This is a genomic window from Ruegeria sp. CI5, from assembly GCF_056536885.1.
Genome location: NZ_JBQFQN010000001.1, coordinates 157,320 through 170,646, shown reverse-complemented (window position 1 = coordinate 170,646; position 13,327 = coordinate 157,320). Strand labels below are relative to the sequence as shown.

At 61.5% G+C, this 13,327-nt stretch carries 16 protein-coding genes; 9 read left to right on the top strand and 7 right to left on the bottom strand.

From position 1 onward, the window contains the following. The first annotated feature begins 154 nt into the window (after positions 1-154). From ACR0BA_RS00870 to ACR0BA_RS00860, 3 genes are read left to right on the top strand one after another with little or no spacing between them, the layout of a single operon-like run. Positions 155-1,528: an L-serine ammonia-lyase gene (locus tag ACR0BA_RS00870; protein WP_480726021.1), complete on the top strand. Its 1,374-nt coding sequence runs from the start codon at positions 155-157 to the stop codon at positions 1,526-1,528. Further along, positions 1,461-1,970, top strand: coding sequence for a GFA family protein (locus tag ACR0BA_RS00865; protein WP_480726019.1), 510 nt, complete (start codon positions 1,461-1,463; stop codon positions 1,968-1,970). The genes ACR0BA_RS00870 and ACR0BA_RS00865 overlap by 68 nt, the downstream gene beginning before the upstream one ends. Before the next feature lie 45 nt (positions 1,971-2,015). Beyond that, on the top strand, positions 2,016-2,930 hold the full coding sequence (locus ACR0BA_RS00860) for a DMT family transporter (RefSeq protein WP_480726018.1): 915 nt from the start codon (positions 2,016-2,018) through the stop codon (positions 2,928-2,930). On the opposite strand, the gene ACR0BA_RS00855 is transcribed toward ACR0BA_RS00860, so the two are convergent. Next, positions 2,875-3,582 (bottom strand): thiamine diphosphokinase, encoded by a 708-nt coding sequence (locus tag ACR0BA_RS00855; RefSeq protein ID WP_480726016.1) that lies wholly within the window; start codon positions 3,580-3,582, stop codon positions 2,875-2,877. The two genes, ACR0BA_RS00860 and ACR0BA_RS00855, sit on opposite strands and share 56 nt — an antisense overlap. Positions 3,583-3,706: 124 nt before the next feature. Between ACR0BA_RS00855 and ACR0BA_RS00850 the strand changes: the two genes are divergently transcribed. After that, positions 3,707-5,443 (top strand): hypothetical protein, encoded by a 1,737-nt coding sequence (locus ACR0BA_RS00850; protein WP_170402204.1) that lies wholly within the window; start codon positions 3,707-3,709, stop codon positions 5,441-5,443. 69 nt (positions 5,444-5,512) lie between these two features. On the opposite strand, the gene ACR0BA_RS00845 is transcribed toward ACR0BA_RS00850, so the two are convergent. The 6 genes from ACR0BA_RS00845 to nthA all read right to left on the bottom strand — a co-directional run bounded on the left by ACR0BA_RS00845 (position 5,513) and on the right by nthA (position 9,681). Continuing rightward, a complete protein-coding gene (locus ACR0BA_RS00845; protein WP_170358536.1) occupies positions 5,513-6,226 on the bottom strand; it encodes a porin family protein in 714 nt (237 codons plus the stop codon). 86 nt (positions 6,227-6,312) lie between these two features. Next, complete coding sequence (locus ACR0BA_RS00840) at positions 6,313-6,555, bottom strand: DUF2842 domain-containing protein (protein ID WP_170587408.1); 243 nt, start codon at positions 6,553-6,555, stop codon at positions 6,313-6,315. Further along, positions 6,555-7,850, bottom strand: coding sequence for an adenylosuccinate synthase (locus tag ACR0BA_RS00835; protein ID WP_170337852.1), 1,296 nt, complete (start codon positions 7,848-7,850; stop codon positions 6,555-6,557). Before ACR0BA_RS00835 ends, ACR0BA_RS00840 begins: the two co-directional genes overlap by 1 nt. A gap of 219 nt (positions 7,851-8,069) precedes the next feature. After that, a complete protein-coding gene (locus ACR0BA_RS00830; protein ID WP_170358534.1) occupies positions 8,070-8,396 on the bottom strand; it encodes a nitrile hydratase accessory protein in 327 nt (108 codons plus the stop codon). Next, entirely contained in the window at positions 8,393-9,070 is a 678-nt protein-coding gene (gene nthB / locus ACR0BA_RS00825; protein WP_480726014.1) for a nitrile hydratase subunit beta, read from the bottom strand. The genes ACR0BA_RS00830 and nthB overlap by 4 nt, the downstream gene beginning before the upstream one ends. Next, positions 9,067-9,681 (bottom strand): nitrile hydratase subunit alpha, encoded by a 615-nt coding sequence (gene nthA / locus ACR0BA_RS00820; protein ID WP_480726012.1) that lies wholly within the window; start codon positions 9,679-9,681, stop codon positions 9,067-9,069. Before nthA ends, nthB begins: the two co-directional genes overlap by 4 nt. Positions 9,682-9,831: 150 nt before the next feature. On the opposite strand from nthA, the gene secG reads away from it, so the two are divergent. The 5 genes from secG (at position 9,832) to ACR0BA_RS00795 (ending at position 13,322) form a co-directional block, all read left to right on the top strand. Then, positions 9,832-10,197 carry a preprotein translocase subunit SecG gene (gene secG / locus ACR0BA_RS00815; RefSeq protein ID WP_093962537.1) on the top strand — a complete coding sequence of 122 codons (366 nt, stop codon included), beginning with the start codon at positions 9,832-9,834 and terminating at the stop codon, positions 10,195-10,197. 160 nt (positions 10,198-10,357) lie between these two features. Beyond that, on the top strand, positions 10,358-12,001 hold the full coding sequence (locus ACR0BA_RS00810; RefSeq protein ID WP_093963011.1) for a CTP synthase: 1,644 nt from the start codon (positions 10,358-10,360) through the stop codon (positions 11,999-12,001). A gap of 80 nt (positions 12,002-12,081) precedes the next feature. Continuing rightward, complete coding sequence (locus ACR0BA_RS00805) at positions 12,082-12,375, top strand: DUF1330 domain-containing protein (protein ID WP_170363112.1); 294 nt, start codon at positions 12,082-12,084, stop codon at positions 12,373-12,375. Positions 12,376-12,414: 39 nt separating this feature from the next. Continuing rightward, complete coding sequence (locus ACR0BA_RS00800; protein ID WP_170340012.1) at positions 12,415-12,864, top strand: tellurite resistance TerB family protein; 450 nt, start codon at positions 12,415-12,417, stop codon at positions 12,862-12,864. Between the two features lie 20 nt (positions 12,865-12,884). Then, positions 12,885-13,322 (top strand): tellurite resistance TerB family protein, encoded by a 438-nt coding sequence (locus ACR0BA_RS00795; protein ID WP_093962539.1) that lies wholly within the window; start codon positions 12,885-12,887, stop codon positions 13,320-13,322. Positions 13,323-13,327: the final 5 nt, after the last annotated feature.

The window sequence follows — 13,327 nt, the reverse complement described above, 5'->3', positions numbered from 1 at the left end:
CGATACATGAATACGCGTTTCCCATCGGAAACGTCGCAATCAAATCTTCAGTGCTCGGCTCGGTGGTGTAAATAAAGCGCATACAGTTTCCCAGCGGTTCGGGCAGTTCAAAACGACCCGGCCGCCAACTCGCCACAAGGCTCAGCGACCAGACATGTTTCTATCCGTCTTCGATATGTTCAAAGTGGGCGTTGGCCCATCCTCGTCCCACACGATGGGGCCGATGGTGGCGGCCGCGCGGTTCCTCGATCTGATGCGCGCCTCGCCATTCGAATTCGCTGGCTTGCGCGCGTCTCTGCATGGATCTTTGGCCTTCACCGGCGTCGGCCACGCCACGGACCGCGCCACGATCCTGGGGCTGGCTGGGTTTGTCCCCGACAGCTATGACCACGACCGTGCCGAAGCGGCACTGGCCGCAATTGCCGAAACCGGCACTGTCACACCCGAGGGTCTGCCGACCCTTCAGTTCGACCCAAAGGCCGATCTGGTCTTCGACTACGACAACACCCTGCCCGGCCATGCCAACGGCATGATCCTGATGGCCACCGACGCGCAGGGCGACGTGATCTTGCGGCAGGTTTATTACTCGGTCGGCGGCGGCTTTGTCCTGACCGAAGAGGAACTGGCCGAAGGCAAGGACACCAATGACGGCCCGCCGGTGCCCTTCCCGTTCAAGACCGCCGCCGAAATGCTGGAAATGGCGCGCAGCAGCGGCAAGACGGTCGCCGAAATGAAACGCGCCAACGAGATCGCGCGCGGCTGCGCCGACAGTTTCGCGAAGGGCACCGCTCGACTGTGGGAGGTGATGAACGCCTGTATCGAGCGCGGGCTGACCACCGAAGGCATCCTGCCCGGCGGCCTCAAGGTGCGGCGCCGCGCCAAGGCGATCCACGATGCCCTGATGGCCGAGCGCGGCATGAACCTGAACGCGCCGCACACGATCAACGACTGGATGAGCGTCTATGCGATGGCGGTGAACGAGGAAAACGCCGCCGGCGGTCAGGTCGTCACCGCCCCCACCAACGGCGCGGCGGGCGTGCTGCCGGCGGTGCTACGCTATTACCTCGATCACGTTCCAGGCGCGTCAGAAAGCCATATCGAGGATTTCCTGCTGACCGCCGCCGCTATCGGTGGTCTGGTGAAGTACAACGCTTCGATCTCGGGTGCCGAGGCTGGCTGCCAGGCCGAGGTCGGCAGCGCGGCCGCAATGGCCGCGGCGGGTCTTTGCGCGGTGATGGGCGGAACACCCGAACAGGTGGAAAACGCCGCAGAGATCGCACTGGAGCATCATCTGGGCATGACCTGCGACCCGGTCGCCGGGCTGGTGCAGGTTCCCTGCATCGAGCGCAACGGGCTGGGCGCGATCAAGGCGGTTTCGGCGGCGTCGCTGGCCCTGCGCGGAGACGGGCAGCATTTCGTGCCGCTGGATGCGGTGATCGAGACCATGCGCCAGACCGGCCATGACATGCACGAGAAGTACAAGGAAACCTCGCTGGGCGGACTGGCCGTCAACGTGCCAAACTGCTGAGGGATCAAACCGGGAGGGCAGCTCAATGCGTGGACATTGCCTGTGCGGCAGAATCGGGTTCGCGGTCGACCCTCCGGTCCTGTCTTGTGTTTCCTGCCATTGTGACAGCTGCCGCCGCCAGTGTGCCGCGCCGATGACCACATATTTTGGGGCCCGCGACGGACAGTGGCGTTGGACCGGAGAGGAACCGAAGCGGTTCAACTCTTCCCCCGGTGTCGAGCGCAGCTTTTGCCCGCATTGCGGAACGCCGATCTCGTTCCGATCCACTACGATGTCCGACGTTCTGCACCTTTATGTAGCGACACTGGAGAACCCCGAAGCCCTGCGGCCAACGCTGCATGTCGCCCATGAAGAGAAACTGACGTGGCTCGAACTGGGCGACGGGCTGCCCACTTGCATCGGTCCGGACTACACAAAGGTTCAGCCTTTGCCCGAGGACTGACGACGGGCCTTTCCCATTCTTCGGGAAACGTCTAGCGTCGCGGCCATGACACAGGATCGTCCCGTCTTCGGCATCGTTTTGATGCTTGGTTTCTGCGTGCTTGCACCGCTGGGCGATGCCTTGGCCAAGCTGTTGGGAGAAACCACTCCGCTTGGCGTTCTTGTGCTGGTGCGTTTTGCGGTGCAGGCGGCCATCCTGATCCCGCTGGTGGCGCTGACGGGTCGGACCTGGCGGATGCGCGGGCGCGTGCTGCGGCTGACCGTGCTGCGCACTCTGCTGCACATTGTCGGAATCGCCGCGATGTTCAGTGCGCTGCAGTACCTGCCTTTGGCCGATGCCGTCGCCATCGCCTTTGTCATGCCATTCATCATGCTGCTGCTGGGCAAGTATGTGCTGGGTGAAGAAGTCGGGCATCGTCGTCTGATCGCCTGCATTATCGGCTTTGCTGGCACGTTGCTGGTAATCCAGCCCAGCTTTGCCGAGGTTGGTGCTCCGGCCCTTTTGCCGCTTATCGTGGCTGTCGTCTTTGCCCTGTTCATGCTGGTGACCCGGCAGATTGCCAAAGAAACCGATCCAATCGCCCAGCAGGCCGTGTCCGGGCTGCTGGCCACCGCGGTCCTGGCCCCAGTGCTTGCGATCGGGGCCCTGACAGGTCTTCCGGATCTGGCACTGACCCTGCCGCAAGACAACGCTCATTGGTTGCTGTTGGCCATCGGTGTTCTAGGAACCGTGGCACATCTGCTGATGACATGGGCGCTGCGGTTCGCGCCTTCGGCAACGCTGGCGCCGATGCAGTATCTGGAAATACCGGTGGCGACGTTGATCGGCTGGCTCATCTTTCACGACCTGCCAAACGGTCTGGCGGCCCTGGGGATCGCCATCACGATCGCGGCCGGGCTTTATGTCATCCTGCGCGAGCGGGCCAGCGCCCGGTCTGCCCCGACGCAAACGCCCGCATGACAGCATCAAGAGCGTCGCGCGGCACCATGACCAGCAACCCGGGTCCGTCGACCTCGAGGGTAACTTGAGCCAGCGCACGGTTCGATGTTCCGACCCGCCCGTCCGGCTCAAGCACCAGACCGTCGATAGGCCATTCCAACCCCGAACTGCGTCCGGTTACACGCTGAAATGGAAACAATGACACTGTGTCGCCCGGCGTGAGCGACAGTGATATGCTGGGCGGGGCGTGAAAGACCACTTCGCGTGCGCCCAGCAGGACGCACAGCCTGTCTTGGTGGCAAACCAGCGTATTGAGCACCGCCAGCTGGTGGTCCAGCCGACCTCCGAGAAACCCGACGCCCAAGACCAGCGGCGCGCGAATATTGCGTAGGGCCTTGTCGAAATCAGTGCTGTCCTGTTCCCGGATCGGAAACAAACGGTCCTCTGGTATCCGTGCAAGATAGGCGCGTTCCAACGAATCGAAGTCGCCGATCACCGCATCCGGAACGCGCCCCGAATCGATCAATGCGGCGGCCCCGCCATCCGCAGCTACAGCGCCATTGACGCGATTCAGCGCCAGATTCAGGTCATCGGGGCCGATTTCCCCTCCTCCGAACAGGGCAATTGGTCTTTTGGAATGAACAATTTCGCCGTTTTTTCCAAGATTGACCATTTTTCCCGCTTTTGGACACATTGAGACCACAAAATGATAGGTTCTTTAGAACAGGTTCGAGCTGACAGACGCGCCCAGCGTCGCGCGGGTTGGCTCTGTGTAGTTTGTAGAGGACGTGCGTCTGATGGTACAGAACAACAAGGTATTGACCGTTTCCTACGGAACCTTCTCATGCACTTTGGAAGGCTTTGACGATTCCTTTGAGACGATGAAGGCGATTGCCGAATACTTCCGCGATCTTGCCGCGGATGACAGGTATTTCGGCTCCGAGCCTCCGCAACCAGACGCAGAAATGTTGACCCGTATCGCTCAGCGTGACGCTTCGCGCCGTGTGGAAGCCAAGCAAAACGACACCGGACTGCTGCTGCGCGCCACGGACGAAGCCCATGATGCGGCCCCGCAACAACCCGCACCCGCAGCCAGCACACCGGCGCCCGCCAGCCCTGACCTGAGCGTGGTCGACACAGCACCGGCGGCTGGTGCTGCCGCATTCTTTGCCGATGCCGAGCCAGTCGAATCCGCAGCCCCCCAAGGCGCCGACAGCATCGCCGCCAAGCTGCAGCGCATCCGCGCGGTCGTCTCGCATAATGACCAGACGCCCCCCGCCTACAGCGAAGACGAAGACAGCGGTTTTCTAGCCTCGCCCGAGCCCCAGATTGACGCCATCTCGGCCGCATTCGAAGCCGGAGCGCTCAGCCCCGAAGATCTGGGTGCAACTGAAGAGGTGATGCAGGAAGATGCTCCGGTAGAAGCCACACAACAGCCCACGGACCCGTTTGTCGACCTGGCCGAGGAAGAACCTCAGGCCGCGGTCGAATTCGAAGCGGAAGAAGAATTCTCGGCAGCATCGGAAGTCGAAGCGGAGGCTGATGAAGGCGCCGAGGATGCTCCGGAAGTTGAAGCTGATCTGGAAGAGGCTGAGGAAGCCGCGGCGGAAGAAACGTCCGAAGACGACCAGGCCGCCAGTGATGAAGAAGCCTCGTCCGAGATTCTCTTTGCTGATCTTGAAGAGGACACCGACTCGGAGCCCGAGGCTGACGACATCCTCAACATTCTGGGTGATCAGCCCGAAGATGCCGATGAGGAAGTCTCTGAACTCGCGGAAGACGGCGTCCTGACTGCCGAAGACGAAGAGAGCATCCTGGGTGAGATCTCGGAAATAGAGGCGGAAATGGATGCGCGCTCGAAACGCGACGCAAACAAGCCTCAGGACGTGGACTCGGACGTGTTGCGCCTGATGGAGAAGGCCGACGCCCAAATGGACGACCCGGCCACTTCGGACAAGCGGGAAACTTATTCCCACCTGCGCACAGCTGTAGCAGCCACCGAAGCTGAAGGCGGCAAGGCCCGCGATGCGGATGAGGACGAAAACCAGAAATATCGTGGAGACCTGGCCTCGGTCGTCAGCCCCCGTCGTCCGGAAATCCATGTCACCAGCATGCGCCCCGAGTCGGATACGGCCGCGCCGCTCAAGCTGGTTGCCGAGCAGCGTATCGATACGCAGGACGCGGACGCCGGTCCGGTCACCCCGCGCCGCGTGACCGCAGCACAAGACGACGACGCATCCGAAGAAGGCGGCTTTGCCCATTTCGCTCAGGAGCAGGGCGCACAATCCCTGCCCGACCTGCTGGAGGCGGCGGCGGCCTACCTGTCTTTCATCGAAGGTCAGGAGCAGTTCTCGCGTCCGCAGCTGATGAACAAGGTGCGGTCACTCAAGCAGGATGAGTTCAACCGCGAAGAAAGCTTGCGTTCGTTCGGCCAGCTTCTGCGCGATGGAAAGATCGAAAAAGCCGGCGGAGGGCGCTTTGCCGCCTCGAACCAGATCGGCTTCCGCCCCGACGACAAGCGCGCCGCGGGCTGACAAGACCCCCCAACTGCCCAAGACAGGCCGGAGATCCTCTCCGGCCTTTTTTGCATTTTGCGTGAAAGCTCAGAACTTGAACGCCAACGCCACGTACGGGCCGGTCAGTATAAGATCGACAACGTTGCGGCCGTCCTCAAAATCAACGCTCAGATGACGGTAGCCGGCTGCAACATCGATGGTCTCGGTCCAACTCCAATTGGCTTGAACGAGGGCTTCCCACTGGAATTTCGACCCATAGCCAAAACCACCGATGTTGCCCATAGCCGCAAGTTTCCACCGCTCATTCAGCGCGCGAGAGTATCGTGCCCCAATGATTGGATCTGTCCAGCTTTGGTCAGTGCTTGCCGTGAAACCGGCCACGGTTGTCGACAGATCAAGATCCCAATGGCGCAGCCCGCCCAGCACCTCAATTCGGGACTGGCTGTCCTCTGCCACCGCGTAGCTGCCCGCGAGCGAGGTCATTATCCCGTCCAGCTCCCAGCTCGCGGCGTTGCTGAATGGTCCGATGGAAACGGTGTCGCCCAAATTCAGATAGTTGAACTCGCCTCCGATCGACCAACGCCCTTTCCGGGCCTCGCCCGCGATCAGGAATGCGCTGTTTAGAATGTCGAAGATGGATTTGCTGCCATCAACCGGAGGGTTCGGCCCAATGTCCAGAGAGGTTCTGAAATCCGGCCCCCAGAGATAAGGGGCAATGACGAACTCCCAATCATCAGCCCAGACGGCGCCCGAACTCAAGGTTGAGAGACTGGTCAATGTGACCAAAACAGCATTTTTCATCAAGGATCCACCTGCCGACTTGTGCTTACCGAAACTGTTTTTCGGACAAGCCTGTCACGTCGGCAGGTTTCTTACAACGGTCTGGCCTATTGCCGATCTTGATCCGGGTCTTCTTTGCCAACGCCACGAAACACAAATTTGAATGGCAGCGCCCACAGAACACCCAAAACCACATAGACCAGCAGTTCGACCAGGATCGATGGTCGGTCCAGCCAGTTCACGATGGTGACCACTGCCACAATGTACAGCGGCAGCCCCACCAGCAACAGAACCAGCGACCACCGTCTGCGGGCCTTGTAGCTGAGGCCGGGTTTGTCCGCGCCTGCCATCAGTCGGCAAACGGGTCGGTCACCAGGATGGTGTCGTCCCGCTCCGGGCTGGTAGACAGCAGCGCCACCGGGCATTCGATCAGTTCTTCCACCCGGCGGACATATTTGATGGCGTTTGCCGGCAAGTCTGCCCAGCTGCGCGCGCCCTCGGTGGACTCGCTCCAGCCCGGCATTTCTTCATAGATCGGTGTGCACCGCGCCTGCTGATCCGCAGCCGTGGGCAAATAGTCCAAACGCTTGCCGTCCAGTTCGTAAGCGACACAGATTTTCAGCGTCTCGAACCCGTCCAGAACATCGAGCTTGGTCAGGGAAATTCCGTTGACGCCGCTTGTGGCGCAGGTTTGCCGCACGAGGCAGGCGTCGAACCAGCCGCAGCGCCGCTTGCGGCCTGTCGTGGTGCCGAATTCATGTCCGCGCTCTCCTAGTCGCTGCCCGTCGGCGTCGTGCAGTTCGGTCGGGAACGGGCCTTCGCCAACACGAGTAGTGTAGGCCTTCACGATACCCAGAACGAAGTCGATCGACCCCGGACCGATCCCCACGCCCGTCGCCGCCTGCCCTGCAATCACATTCGAAGAGGTCACAAACGGATACGTGCCGAAATCGATATCCAGCAAGGCACCCTGAGCGCCTTCGAACAGGATGCGCTTGCCCGCTTTGCGCTTTTCGTTCAGCACCTTCCAGACGGGAGCCGCAAAAGGCAGGATCTGCGGAGCGATTTCCTTCAACTGGGCGATCAATGCGTCACGATCCACGGCATCGATACCCAAACCCTTGCGCAGCGGGTCGTGGTGTTGCAACGCCCTATCGACCCGAGCCTCGAGAGTCGCCTCATCCGCAAGATCGGCCACACGCACCGAGCGGCGACCAACCTTGTCTTCATAGGCCGGGCCGATCCCGCGTCCAGTCGTGCCAATCTTGGTGCCCTTGCTCGCTGCTTCCTCGCGCGCGCGGTCCAGCTCGCCGTGGATCGGCAGGATCAAGGGTGTGTTTTCCGCAATCATCAGCGTTTCAGGTGTGATCTCGACGCCTTGCGCGCGGATCGTTTCGATCTCTTTCAGCAGATGCCAGGGATCCAGGACAACCCCGTTGCCGATGACGCTCAGCTTGCCACCACGCACCACACCAGACGGCAGTGCATGCAGCTTGTAGACCTCACCATCGATGACCAGCGTATGCCCGGCGTTGTGCCCGCCCTGAAAACGCGCGATCACGTCTGCCCGCTCGCTGAGCCAGTCGACGATCTTGCCTTTTCCTTCGTCACCCCATTGGGCGCCGACAACAACCACATTGGCCATATCCGGTCCTTTTTGCGCTGAATTACCAAACCCGGCCCATATAGCGGGGCGCAGGCAACAGGGAAACCGGTAATTCGCCGCAGCCACCAATCGCGCCGACGCGCAATGCTCTTGTCGGGGATCATGGCCACCGGACGGAGTCCGCGCCGTTGTTCATCTGACCCAGAAGATACCGGGATACCCCCCCGGAACGGGCAGCAACTGCAAAGTCACCCGGGGTTAAAGGCGTACCGGCATTCCGTGAGGCGTCTTTAGATACGCCTCCTCCCAAGCTGCGCGCATTTCGTGGACTTCTTCGGGCAACGCCGTTTCCTGCTCGGCCAAAACCGACTCGAGCGTTTCGAGCCAGGCCATGAAATAATCGTCGCCCCCGTCCAGCTCGCGGTTCAGCCCGTGGCGCCGCAAAGTCTCGGAGAACCGAGCGGCCCAATCGCTCCAGGAAATCCGGCCGGCCTCGTTCAACGCCACCGTCACCGCAAACACCTGAGCGTGCCAGGGGCTCTCAAAAACCGGACTTGGGGCGTTGTGATCGGGACAGATGCTCATGCGGGTTCCAGATAGCTTTGCCAGAGATCCAGAATCACCTCGTCGTCCGGGTGTTCGGGATTGGCCCACAGTTCCGACGCGGGAAAAGCAACGGCATAAAGCGGCTCGGGCGCTTCACCCAGACCATGCGCGCTGGAGTCCGGCAAGACATGTGCGCCGTGAAACCGCAAAATGCGTCCGGTCGCGCCCGCTCCGTATGCGGGCAGCCGCGTGTGCCCCCCTTCAACAAGACGATTGGCAGAAGGGCGCAGCGTGCGAACGGTCTGGCCGACCTCAAAAGCGGCAGGGATGTTCGACGGGCGATCGGCCGGTCCACCTTTAGCCAGAACTCTGGCCACCGCATCCGCCGGCAGTTTTCGCGGAGCAAGCGGATGTGGCCTGTCAACGCCCTGCCCGCGCAGATCCTCGATCTGCAGAACCCCGGTCTCGACCAACAGGTTGGCCAGGGCCGAAATCCATTTCTCGTAATAGCTGTACCGGGCATAGTCCTTGGGGGACAGCCTTTCTCGCGCATGGCGCGACGTGTCGATGTTCCATTGGCCCAACGCGCCGGCAGCCAGCGTCACTGCAAGGGCCCGCGCGTGCCAGTCTTCGGCAAACACCGGCACGTCTTCAGGCTCGGGGCGTACCGGCCCGTCACCGAACCGCCCGCCCATGTCGTGGACACCGGTCATGCCGACACCTTCGGCAAACCCGTGCCGATCATACTGTCGCGCGTGACCAGCGCGGCGAGGTCTGCTTCGCTCAGACCATCAGTGCCTTCTGGGCGCATGGGCAAGACCAGATACCGTATTTCGGCGGTCGAATCCCAGACACGAACTGCGGTACCCTTGGGCAGTTCAACTCCGAACTCAGCCAGGACGCGGCGCGGCTCGCGCACGGCACGGGCGCGGTAAGCGTCAGATTTGTACCAGCCCGGGGGGATGCCCAACAGCGGCCATGGGTAACAGCTGCACAAGGTGCAAACGACCATGTTGTGCGTCCGGGGAGTATTCTCGACCACGACCATATGTTCGCCCTGCCGGCCATAAAACCCCATCTCAGAGAGCACAGGCGTGGCATCGTCCAGCAGGGCGCGTTTGAACTCCGGGTCAGACCAGGCTTTGGCGACAACCTTCGCACCGTTCTGCGGACCGATCCGGTTCTGATAGGTGTCGATGATCTCGTCCAGAGCGGCCGGGTCGATCAATCCCTTGCGGGTCAGGATCGTCTCAAGCGCTTTGACGCGCAAAGCGGGGTCCGGGGGCAGCAACGCGTGCGGGTGGTCGTGATCGTCATGTGGCATGGCCGCAGCCTGAGCCAGGCACCGCCGTGTGTCCAGCCCCATTTGGCCTGTTCGGCACAATCCCCGGCGGTGATGGCAACTCGTGGCTTGCCCCCGGCCTCAAACTTGCTTAAGTACCCGGCGATACACGCCACGCCGCACAGGAACACCATGGAAAACGTCGTTCTCATCATCCACCTTCTTTTGGCTTTGGGCCTGATCGCCGTTGTTCTGCTGCAGCGGTCCGAAGGCGGTGGCCTGGGCATGGGTGGCGGCGGTGGTGGCGCCATTGCAGGACGTTCGGCAACGACGGCACTGGCAAAGGTGACCTGGATCCTTGCAGCCTGCTTCATCGTCACCTCGATCACCCTGACGATTCTTGCCGCGGAAAAATCGGCTGGAAGCTCGGTCATCGACCGACTTGGCGTTCCGGCTCAGGACGCGACCGAAGAGAGCACACCTGCTGTTCCCTCGGCCGAGGACCTGCTGCCGCCGGCGCAGGGCGACAACGCGCCGCTGATCCCACAGGCCGACTGATCCACAAAACCTAGAAATCTGAAAGAGAACCACAACAGCATCTTGCGGTTCTCTTGCGCTTTTTGCGCGAATCCTTTATACGTGAAGTCCCGTGATGCTGCGGTTTTTTGGAACCGCCGGGCAGTTGATGTTGACGTCTCACGGGGGCAGCCGAAGAAACATGGCACGATTTATTTTCATCACTGGTGGTGTTGTTTCATCCTTGGGCAAAGGGCTGGCGTCCGCTGCTCTGGGTTCGCTTCTGCAGGCTCGGGGATACTCGGTTCGGCTGCGCAAGCTGGATCCCTACCTGAATGTCGATCCCGGCACGATGTCGCCGTTCGAACATGGTGAGGTTTTCGTCACCGACGACGGGGCCGAGACCGACCTGGACCTGGGACACTACGAGCGCTTCACGGGTGTTGCCGCACGAAAGACCGACTCGGTCAGTTCGGGGCGGATCTATTCAAACGTTCTGGAAAAGGAACGCCGCGGCGACTATCTGGGCAAGACCATTCAAGTGATCCCGCACGTGACCAACGAGATCAAGGACTTCATCGCCATCGGCGAGGATGAGGTCGATTTCATGCTGTGCGAGATCGGCGGCACCGTGGGCGACATCGAAGGCCTGCCCTTCTTTGAAGCCATCCGCCAGTTCAGCCAGGACAAACCGCGCGGCCAGTGCATTTTCATGCACCTGACCCTGTTGCCTTACATCAAGGCCTCTGGCGAGCTGAAGACCAAGCCCACCCAGCACTCGGTCAAGGAACTGCGCTCAATCGGCCTGGCGCCCGACATTCTGGTCTGCCGTTCCGAAGGACCGATCCCGCAGAAAGAGCGCGAAAAGCTGGCCCTGTTCTGCAACGTGCGCCCCGACGCGGTAATCGCCGCGCAGGATCTCTCGACCATTTACGACGCGCCGCTGGCCTATCACCGCGAAGGTCTCGATCAGGCCGTGCTTGACGCATTCCAGATCAGCCCGGCGCCCAAGCCCGACCTTTCGAAGTGGGAAGACGTCAGCGACCGCATCCACAACGCCGAGGGCGAAGTGAAGGTCGCGATCGTCGGAAAGTACACCCAGTTGGAAGATGCCTATAAATCCATCGCCGAGGCGCTTACCCATGGCGGCATGGCCAATCGCGTCCGGGTCAAGGTTGAGTGGGTCGATGCCGAGATCTTCGACACCGAAGACCCCGGTCCGCATCTGGAAGGGTTCCATGCCATTCTGGTGCCCGGCGGTTTTGGCGAGCGCGGCACCGAAGGCAAGATCAAGGCTGCGCAATATGCCCGCGAACACAAGGTGCCGTATCTGGGCATCTGTCTGGGCATGCAGATGGCAGTGATCGAAGCCGCACGCAACGTGGCCGGCATCTCCGGCGCGGGGTCCGAGGAATTCGACCACGAGGCCGGCAAAAAACGCTTTGAACCCGTGGTCTATCACCTCAAGGAATGGGTCCAGGGCAACGCCAAGATCGAACGCAAGGTTGGTGACGACAAGGGCGGCACCATGCGTCTGGGTGCCTACAACGCGGTTCTGACCGAAGGCTCGAAAGTGGCCGAGGTCTACGGCAGCACCCAGATCGAAGAGCGGCACCGCCACCGTTATGAGGTGGACACCAAGTATCGCGAACAGCTTGAGAAAGCAGGCCTGAACTTCTCGGGGATGTCACCCGATGGACGCCTGCCCGAGATCGTCGAATGGTCGGACCACCCGTGGTTCATCGGCGTGCAGTACCACCCGGAACTGAAATCCAAACCTTTCGATCCGCACCCTCTGTTCCGCGACTTCGTTCGCGCGGCCAAGGACACGTCACGTCTGGTCTGAGGCGGACTGTACGGCTTGGTCTTGCTTTGCGAAGCGTTCCGGTTCAGTTTGAGCCGGAACGGACAAAAGGAGCAGACCGCGTGAGCAAAGGATACTGGGTTGCCCATGTCGATGTAGACGACATGGAGACCTACAAGACCTACATCGCTGCCAATGGCGAGGCGTTTGCTGAATACGGTGCCCGTTTTCTGGTCCGCGGTGGAGATCGTCAGGTGCGGGAAGGCGCAGCGCGGGCGCGAACCGTCGTTATCGAATTTCCCAGCTACGAGGCCGCCCTGGCCTGCTATGAAAGCGACCTGTACCAAAAGGCTAAAGCCTTGCGCGATCCAGTTTCATCCGGTGATCTGGTGATCATCGAAGGGTATGACGCCTAGCACGGACACGGTGACAGAAATACGGATTCCCCAATGCCACTGCTAAAGAACTTCCTGCAGGCTTTGCGCCCTCCTCAGCAGACCACGCTGCCGGACCCTGATGCGGAACTGGCGCTTGGCGCTTTGCTGGTGCGTGTTGCGCAGGCCGACCGCGACTACAAGATCGAGGAAATCAGCCTGATCGACCGCATCCTGGCACGGCTGTACCAGCACAACGCGATCGAGGCCGCCAAGGTCCGCGCCACCTGCGAGAAGCTGCACGCCGCAGCCCCCGACACGGATACGTTCGGCAAACTGATCCGCGAAACGACGGATTTGCACGAACGTCTGGCCGCGATGGAGGCCCTTTGGGAGGTTGTGCTGGCCGACGGCAATTCGGACGAGGGCGAGATCAAGATCGTCGAAGAAGCGCGTATCGCCATGGGCCTCAGCTACAATGACAGCCAAGCCGCGCGCGAACGGGTGCAAAGCCGCTTGGACGCGGGCTGAGTGGCCGCTATATCTAGGCCATGTTCAACGCCTTCCTGTCCCGGCTGACCCAGCCGCAGCCCGACCCACTGACCGATGACGACGCCCGGCTGGCCTTGGCCGCCCTGCTGGTTCGCCTCGCTCGGTCCGATGATGACTATGCCGATACCGAGATGTCGCGCATCGACAAGGTTCTGGCCGAGCGCTACGGCCTGTCCCCGTTCGAGGCCGCAGGGCTGCGCGCCCAGGCCGAAGATCTGGAGGCCGAGGCCCCTGATACCGTCCGCTTTACCCGTGCCATCAAGGATGCGGTGCCGTACGACCATCGCCTTGGCGTGGTTCAGGCGCTGTGGTCGGTGGCGCTGGCCGACGGTCAGCGCTCGCAGGACGAGGACTCGCTACTGCGGCTGGTCGTCAGCCTCCTGGGCGTCAGCGACGTGGATTCAGCCCTAGCCCGGCAGAAGGCCGCCAAATCGTGACGGCG

Coding starts and splice junctions, on each gene's coding strand:
- nthB (WP_480726014.1), bottom strand. CDS start 9,070: ATGACCGGTGTCCACGACATGGGCGGGCGGTTCGGTGACGGGCCGGTA.
- ACR0BA_RS00830 (WP_170358534.1), bottom strand. CDS start 8,396: ATGAGCATCTGTCCCGATCACAACGCCCCAAGTCCGGTTTTTGAGAGC.
- ACR0BA_RS00865 (WP_480726019.1), top strand. CDS start 1,461: ATGACATGCACGAGAAGTACAAGGAAACCTCGCTGGGCGGACTGGCCG.
- ACR0BA_RS00840 (WP_170587408.1), bottom strand. CDS start 6,555: ATGGCAGGCGCGGACAAACCCGGCCTCAGCTACAAGGCCCGCAGACGG.
- ACR0BA_RS00795 (WP_093962539.1), top strand. CDS start 12,885: ATGTTCAACGCCTTCCTGTCCCGGCTGACCCAGCCGCAGCCCGACCCA.
- secG (WP_093962537.1), top strand. CDS start 9,832: ATGGAAAACGTCGTTCTCATCATCCACCTTCTTTTGGCTTTGGGCCTG.
- ACR0BA_RS00855 (WP_480726016.1), bottom strand. CDS start 3,582: ATGGTCAATCTTGGAAAAAACGGCGAAATTGTTCATTCCAAAAGACCA.
- ACR0BA_RS00835 (WP_170337852.1), bottom strand. CDS start 7,850: ATGGCCAATGTGGTTGTTGTCGGCGCCCAATGGGGTGACGAAGGAAAA.
- ACR0BA_RS00810 (WP_093963011.1), top strand. CDS start 10,358: ATGGCACGATTTATTTTCATCACTGGTGGTGTTGTTTCATCCTTGGGC.
- nthA (WP_480726012.1), bottom strand. CDS start 9,681: ATGCCACATGACGATCACGACCACCCGCACGCGTTGCTGCCCCCGGAC.
- ACR0BA_RS00845 (WP_170358536.1), bottom strand. CDS start 6,226: ATGAAAAATGCTGTTTTGGTCACATTGACCAGTCTCTCAACCTTGAGT.
- ACR0BA_RS00850 (WP_170402204.1), top strand. CDS start 3,707: ATGGTACAGAACAACAAGGTATTGACCGTTTCCTACGGAACCTTCTCA.
- ACR0BA_RS00860 (WP_480726018.1), top strand. CDS start 2,016: ATGACACAGGATCGTCCCGTCTTCGGCATCGTTTTGATGCTTGGTTTC.
- ACR0BA_RS00870 (WP_480726021.1), top strand. CDS start 155: ATGTTTCTATCCGTCTTCGATATGTTCAAAGTGGGCGTTGGCCCATCC.